The organism is Thermomonas sp. LB-4, from assembly GCF_036409385.1.
In the GTDB taxonomy this organism is placed as follows: Bacteria; Pseudomonadota; Gammaproteobacteria; order Xanthomonadales; family Xanthomonadaceae; genus Thermomonas.
Map to the genome: position 1 here is coordinate 1 of NZ_JAXOFT010000042.1, position 6,786 is coordinate 6,786.

At 56.2% G+C, this 6,786-nt stretch carries 6 protein-coding genes; 5 read left to right on the forward strand and 1 reads right to left on the reverse strand.

Annotated features, from left to right (window positions below; all coding sequences use genetic code 11):
* Positions 1 to 529 precede the first annotated feature (529 nt).
* The 5 genes from SPK54_RS13330 to SPK54_RS13350 all read left to right on the forward strand — a co-directional run bounded on the left by SPK54_RS13330 (position 530) and on the right by SPK54_RS13350 (position 5,748).
* On the forward strand, positions 530 to 2,416 hold the full coding sequence (locus SPK54_RS13330) for an AAA family ATPase (RefSeq protein WP_330948368.1): 1,887 nt from the start codon (positions 530 to 532) through the stop codon (positions 2,414 to 2,416).
* An 86-nt stretch (positions 2,417 to 2,502) separates the two neighbouring features.
* Positions 2,503 to 3,939, forward strand: a complete 1,437-nt coding sequence (locus SPK54_RS13335; RefSeq protein WP_330948369.1) for an IS1182 family transposase — start codon at positions 2,503 to 2,505, stop codon at positions 3,937 to 3,939.
* A gap of 141 nt (positions 3,940 to 4,080) precedes the next feature.
* Positions 4,081 to 4,434: a 6-carboxytetrahydropterin synthase QueD gene (gene queD / locus SPK54_RS13340; protein ID WP_330948370.1), complete on the forward strand. Its 354-nt coding sequence runs from the start codon at positions 4,081 to 4,083 to the stop codon at positions 4,432 to 4,434.
* 247 nt (positions 4,435 to 4,681) lie between these two features.
* Positions 4,682 to 4,867, forward strand: a complete 186-nt coding sequence (locus tag SPK54_RS13345) for a hypothetical protein (RefSeq protein WP_330948371.1) — start codon at positions 4,682 to 4,684, stop codon at positions 4,865 to 4,867.
* 173 nt (positions 4,868 to 5,040) lie between these two features.
* Positions 5,041 to 5,748, forward strand: coding sequence for a hypothetical protein (locus SPK54_RS13350; RefSeq protein WP_330948372.1), 708 nt, complete (start codon positions 5,041 to 5,043; stop codon positions 5,746 to 5,748).
* On the opposite strand, the gene SPK54_RS13355 is transcribed toward SPK54_RS13350, so the two are convergent.
* A complete protein-coding gene (locus SPK54_RS13355) occupies positions 5,745 to 6,362 on the reverse strand; it encodes a hypothetical protein (RefSeq protein WP_330948373.1) in 618 nt (205 codons plus the stop codon). The two genes, SPK54_RS13350 and SPK54_RS13355, sit on opposite strands and share 4 nt — an antisense overlap.
* Positions 6,363 to 6,786 lie beyond the last annotated feature (424 nt).

Genomic DNA, 6,786 nt, shown 5'->3' on the forward strand with positions numbered 1-6,786 from the left:
GGAGGTGAGGCGCTATTGTCGCCGACAGGTGGCGAGTTGTTCAGACTTTCCCTAGCAGCCGGACTCGAATTGACCAAATGCCACTAAGCCGAAGCGGCGCCTTCTGGCCGGTCAGCTTCCCCTTGTTCCACGGTGTGCGTCGAGAGGGCATAGGAGTCTCCTGTTAAGAGACTCCAGTGTCGGCGGGGCCGGGAGGCGTAGTCGGCGCCCGGCCAGGAGCGGACATACCCCGAATGCGATCGCGACAATGGAGTTGACCCGAACTGCATCTCTGTCCTCGAAATGCGAGCAGCTACACACCCATCAAGTCTATGGGGCGCCATCCGGCGAGGCAGACAAGGAAGTCCTGGATCCTACGGCGAGGGGCACTGCGTAACAGTGCGCCTAGAAGTTAAAAACAGTGAGACGGGCATCTGTCGAGCTTTCGCTTAGACGAGTGATGTTTTAGTGTGAAGCCGTCGGCAGAAGAGCGCGACTATCTTGGACTGTTCACAGGCAGATCGACATCTTGGTGGGGTATTGAACTTATATGGCACGGATACTTGGATTCCAGATTCAAAACTTCAAGGGCGCTGATGAAGTTGACATCCAGCTGGAAGGGCGATCGACGAGTCCCGTACTTACTCTGATTGGTCTCAACGAAAGCGGCAAGAGTACAATTCTTGAGGCTATTTCACACTTTGCAACAGGCGACAAGTCGATTGCCAGCCTGTTTGAAGGTCAGTATGCACAAGCATCCGCGCTCAGCCTGATTCCACTCCACAAAAAAGCGGCGTTTACAGGAAAAATCAGCATCGCCGCAAGCGTTTTGCTGGATGAAGTTGACATTCGAGAGGTTGAAAAACTCGCCAAAGTGCAAAAGTGCACAGTTGACGCTGAGGCGCTTAGAAAACCATTCGACGTAGTGCGAACCTTTGCATTCGAAGACAGTGCGCTGAAGAAAACTTCTAACTATTGGAATTTCCCTCTACATGTAAAAAAGGGCAAGGCTGCAACATTTAAGTCTTACCAGCGCCCCAAGGAAGGGTCGAATGAGCCAGATCTATGGCTCCGCGTCCTTCGTTATATCGAAGCGCATCTAGAACAGGTTGCGTACTTCCCCACATTTCTTGTGGACATGCCAGAGCGCATCTACCTCAGAGAGTACGACGATGAAACGCCAATAAATCGACATTACCGCTATGTGCTCCAGGATATTTTGGATAGTTTGGGGGAGGGGCTTGAGCTGGAAAAGCACGTTTGCAAGCGAATCGAAGAATTCCAAGAGCGCGAGAATAGTCCGTTTTGGCTGTCGATGCTGCTGGGGAGCCCTAGTAAGAGCCCTATAGATTCAGTTTTTCAGAAACTCTCTAACGCTATCACGAAGGAAGTCTTAGGGAGTTGGCAAAAAGTTTTTCAGCGTGCGATATCCGCAAAAAGTATTACTGTCGAGTGGAGTGTTGACGCCGAAAAAGGCGGATTGCCTTACGCCTCATTTTATGTTTCGGATGGCGAATCGCGATACGCCATTAACGAGCGCTCGCTCGGCTTTCGATGGTTCTTTTCCTTCCTGTTGTTCACCGGGTTCAAACAAGCTAGGCAGCGCAAAACTATCTTTATTTTTGATGAGCCCGCGGCGAATCTTCACGCTAAAGCTCAGGCAGAGCTCCTCACGAGTTTTTCTCGGATAGCTTCCAATGGGAATAAAATCATATACTCGACTCACAGCCATCACATGATTAATCCTGCTTGGCTGGGAGCGGCGTATATAGTCGAGAATGCCGCGCTTGATTATGACAAAGAAGATAGTTTTGGCTTAGATACCAAGCCGACTAAGGTTTCGGCAACGCCCTACAGAAAGTTCGTCGCTGACTATCCCTCTCGATCGAGTTACTTCCAACCAGTGATTGAGAAACTTGAGTATGTGGTTCCGAGCGTTATAGGAAACGGGCCATACGTGATCGTGGAGGGCATCTCTGACTACTACGCGCTCAAGATTGCTGAGAAATCCCTCAAATCAAAATCCAACTTTAGCTTAGTACCAGGGAGTGGCGCAGGCGCATCTGGGCCTATCATTAGTCACATGCTAGGACAAGGGGCGACCTTTGTGGTCTTGCTTGACGATGACAAAGAGGGAAAAAAGGCTAAGGCAAAATACTCCGACGACTGGTTCTTACCGGAATCTACGCTCCTCACTCTGGGAGACATTTCGGCCGACATGAAAAACATGTCACTCGAACGAGTTCTTGGACATGAAAGCATCACTTTCATCAAGACAGAACTTTCGCTTGCGAAAGACCCGACGAAAAAACAGATCGGCTGGTACCTCGCCGAAGCGTTGGCATCAGATAAGGCGCAAAGCTTGCCCGATGGGACTATTAAACGACTTTCTAAAATTCTGCAAGAGCTGGAGCGCGTCATCAACAATCGCCGCTGAAGACGTGACGACCGCTTCGGGTCGAGGCTGTGTGAAAACCCTGCCTCCACTGGCATGATCTGAGCACCGGTCGATGGGTGCTCTACATGAAGCGATTTGTGGATGGCGTTGATCGCTCCCAGGGGCTTCTGCTCCCTGATCGGCTGGAAGACTACGTCCACGAAGACAACCCGGTGCGGGTGGTCGATGCCTTCGTCGAGGCGCTCGATCTGAGCGAACTGGGCTTCGATGCCGCCAATCGCGCGGCAGGTGGTCGGCCCGCGTATCACCCCGCCGCGCTGCTCAAGATCTACATCTACGGTTACCGCAACCGCATCCAGTCGAGCCGTCGCCTGGAGCGGGAGGCGCAACGGAACCTGGAACTGATCTGGCTGACAGGCCGGCTGGCACCGGACTTCAAGACCATCGCCGACTTCCGCAAGGACAACGGCAGCGCGATCACGGCCGTGTGCAGTCGGTTCGTCGCGCTGTGCCGGAACATGAAGGTCTTCTCGCACGCGATCGTGGCGATTGACGGCAGCAAGCTCAAGGCAGTGAACAGTCGAGATCGCAACTTCACCGTCGGCAAGATCAAGGGGCGCCGGAAGCAACTGGAGGACAGCGTTGCTCGCTATCTAGCCGAACTGGACCGGGCAGATCGCGACCCGGCGCTGCTGCCGGAGGGGCGCGTACCGCACCTGAAGGACAAGCTGGCCAAGCTGCATGCTCAGATGGAGAAGTTGGACAGCATCGAGAAAGAGCTTGAGGCCTCTCCAGACCGCCAGATCTCGATGACGGATCCGGACGCGAGATCAATGACCTCGAGCGGACGCGCAACCGGCACCGTGGGCTACAACGTCCAGGCGGCGGTCGATGCCAAGCACCACCTGATCGTGGCATACGAAGTGACAAACGACGGTCACGACCGTGCGCAACTCTCACGCATGGCGATGAAGGCCAAGGACGCCCTTGGCGCCGAGCATATGACGGCGCTGGCGGACCGTGGTTACTTCAGTGCCCCGGAGATCCTGGCGTGCGAGGAGGCAGGCGTCATCCCGTTGGTACCCAAGCCTCTGACATCCAACGCCAAGGCCGAAGGCCGGTTCGACAAACGCGATTTCGTCTACGACGAAGCCGCTGATGAGTACGAATGTCCGGCGGGCGAACGGGCGATCCACCGCTTTACGACAGAGGAGAAAGGGCTGACCTTGCACAAGTACTGGTCCTCCGCCTGCCCCCGCTGCCCAATCCGGAAGAAGTGCACGACTGCCAGCTACAGGCGTATCGGACGATGGGAGCACGAGCATGTGCTCGAACGAATGCAGATGCTGCTGGATGCCAGGCCGCAAACAGCGGTGGTGCGAAGGCAGACGGTGGAACATGTCTTCGGCACGCTGAAATCATGGCTCGGCACGACGCCGTTGCTGACGAAGACGCTACCGAAGGTCAAAACGGAGATCAGCCTGGCAGTTCTGGCCTACAACATGAAGCGGATGATCAAGATCATGGGCACCGAGGGCATGGTGCGGGCCATCGCAGCCTGAGCATCAAGTTCTTTTACTGCAGCGCTGGTTGCTCAAACTGGCTGCATCGTCGTCGGCAGCACCGCGCCCGGGAGTTTTTACACAGCCTCGGCCGGTAGCAGCCTGTCATAGCCGTCCTTGACCACGGCGTACAATGACTAAATGGACATCTTCAAGGCCTTCACCATCGAGGCGGCGCACCGGCTTCCGAACGTCCCGGATGGGCATAAATGCGCTCGCCTGCATGGGCATTCGTTCCGGATCGAGCTGCATGTCAGCGGCGACATTGACCCGCACCTTGGCTGGGTCATGGACTTCGCTGATCTCAAGGCGGCGTTCAAACCGCTTTACGACCAGCTTGACCACCATTACCTCAATGAAATTGAGGGGTTGGAGAACCCGACCAGCGAGCGACTGGCCCAGTGGATTTGGGAGCGCATGAAGGTCCAGGTTCCCTTGTTGTCGGCCGTAGTCGTTCGGGAAACCTGCACGGCGGGATCTAGGTACGAAGGGTAGCGCTGGCCACTACGCCTAGCATTCCACCCTGTGTGTCCGCTTGACACCGACCACTCAGTTTTGGATGCTGTGGTCGTTGTATAAATACACAGCCCGTGTTACCGGGCCCTCGCGGAGCAGGTGAGCCCGCTTTCACTCTTGCGGCCCGAACCATCATGGGCCCACATCGAAACGCGCCGGGCATGTCCTTCTGCCCATTCCACCATCAGACGTGGGGCGCGACTCACAATCTTGGCACGCTTTCAGCGTGCGGGCCATCAACCATCTTTTCCGAACCTCGGCCAATCCGGTGCCATTCGGATATTTCTTGGCAGCTGTGATCGGCGGGCTTGGCAGCGTGCTCGTTCAATCTCCTGACACTATTTCCAATAAGCCGATACGCGTCAATCGCGTGAATGTGCTCATTAGCTTGATTGCGCTCGTAATCGACTGAAGGCTCGAGCCCCTTATCCAACGCATCGAATTCAGCCTTCAGAGGCCTGAATCGGTCGCCAGTGTCTGTCTCCCACGCAGGGCCGAGGCAGAACAAACGAAACCTTACCGAGACGCCATTGCGTCCCATCGGTCGATGCCCTGCGACCTCATCCCTATTGTTTGGAGAACACCATGAACAAGTTGTCTAATTGCATTCGCTTGGTTTTCGCGAGTAACGCTGAGCCTGGAGTTCCGCTCGAGCTCGACAAAGAGGCCACCGAGAAGCTCGGTCACATCCTGACGCTGATGAGGGCGTTCGCAAAATGCTACGGCTCACAACTCGGCGTTCCTAAGCTATGGGGTGGAGTCATCGAGTTGGAGATTTGCAGCGATTCGGAGCTCTTCGACCTCACCGACAGGATGGTCGCGGATCTCGCGCAATCGGCACTTGAACTGAAAGAGAACGCGCAGTGCAAGCCCCCTCTTAAGCATTCGGATGTAGTGACGCACGCACATTGCATTGCCGTGCATCGGGCACTCGCGAGCACCTTCGAAAAATGCGGACTGACAGCGTCGTTGCATGTAGGCAACAAGGTCATCGAACTGCCTCATCTCAAGATGAGCGATTTCGCGGAGCCTGAAGATCAGGACGATAAGGAGAGGCTACTCAGGGTGCAGGTCATTGGTGTTTGCGCTCCCACGCAGGACGCCAATGTCGTCGTGTTGAACGATAGGACGTTGCTCGAGCTTCCTATCGACGACTATCCGATGTCCATCGATGAGCTTTACGAGCGTGTGGTCAAATGCGCGGCGACGTTTTCCGGCGCTGCGCGGCTCTGCAAGAAAGACATCTACCGCGCCCATTCGGGTGGCAAGCTGCAGTCGCAACGGCCGCTTTAGTCGCTCGGTCGCGGCATGCGCACGTAGAGCCAAACGATGGAGAGCACCCACCGTAGGGCCGCGCCATGACCTTTCGCGAATTTGTCGCGTTGTTTTTCAATTAGGAAGTGGTGACCGTCGCCGATCACCACCTTTACTTCAAGGCCGGTCATCGCCAGCAAGGCATGGAGACCAGCCAAGTGGGCGGGGTCAACTTGCATGATGACCCCCTCGCCATGCATCCGTTCGACATGCGGCTGAACTACCCAAGACTCCATGATGGCCTTGAGTGCCTCGGAGGGCTGCTCATGGAGCAGTGCGAACCATTTGTCAGTACCTTCGATTCGCCGCGGGACTGGCAAGACGAATCTGTTACCTGCTTGCTCGGACACCTTGAATGGTGAGATGCCACGCCGAACCAGAAGGTCCATTGCGGCCTTGTCCAGGTCAATGGCTTGCTGCGCAGTGATGCCAGCCTCCAGGGTGGCTTCAGCCTGACTGCCATGCCGTTGCATGGCGCGTGCATAGGCATCCACATGAGCGGGCAGGAAGGGCTTGAAGCGGCGAAGCGCCGGCGGTGGCGTGCGGACCTCGGCTGGCACGGCGGAAATTTCCGCATCCATGCGATCGAGCACCGTGCGCATCCTGGTCGGCCCATCGCGCCCCGCTCGAGTCCACGCGACGTCCAGTGGTCCTGACTCCAGACCTGACATGGCCAGTAGCGCGGACCGTGGCGCTTCAGAACCGGTCCGAAGATTCACGATCAAAAGACTGCATGGGTCATTGACGTAGCGTTCCACGGGAATTTGGATCACAGCATGCCCAGACGCCATCATCGCGCCATAGATATCGCGCGACGTGGCCGCATCCAGGGATGCAATGGCCTGGTAGCGCTCTGAGATCCGGGTCTTGCGCAGCCAATAGCAGCTGGCGTCTCGGCCTCCCGTTGCCCACTTCAGCAGTGCATTGATGCGACTGGTGAGATGGTGGTCGTGTATCCGCGTGGGTTCTACCCCGCTAACACGGACACTTCAGTTAAGCCTCATGATGGGGCAGGAG

Coding starts and splice junctions, on each gene's coding strand:
- SPK54_RS13350 (WP_330948372.1), top strand. CDS start 5,041: ATGAACAAGTTGTCTAATTGCATTCGCTTGGTTTTCGCGAGTAACGCT.
- SPK54_RS13335 (WP_330948369.1), top strand. CDS start 2,503: ATGAAGCGATTTGTGGATGGCGTTGATCGCTCCCAGGGGCTTCTGCTC.
- queD (WP_330948370.1), top strand. CDS start 4,081: ATGGACATCTTCAAGGCCTTCACCATCGAGGCGGCGCACCGGCTTCCG.
- SPK54_RS13330 (WP_330948368.1), top strand. CDS start 530: ATGGCACGGATACTTGGATTCCAGATTCAAAACTTCAAGGGCGCTGAT.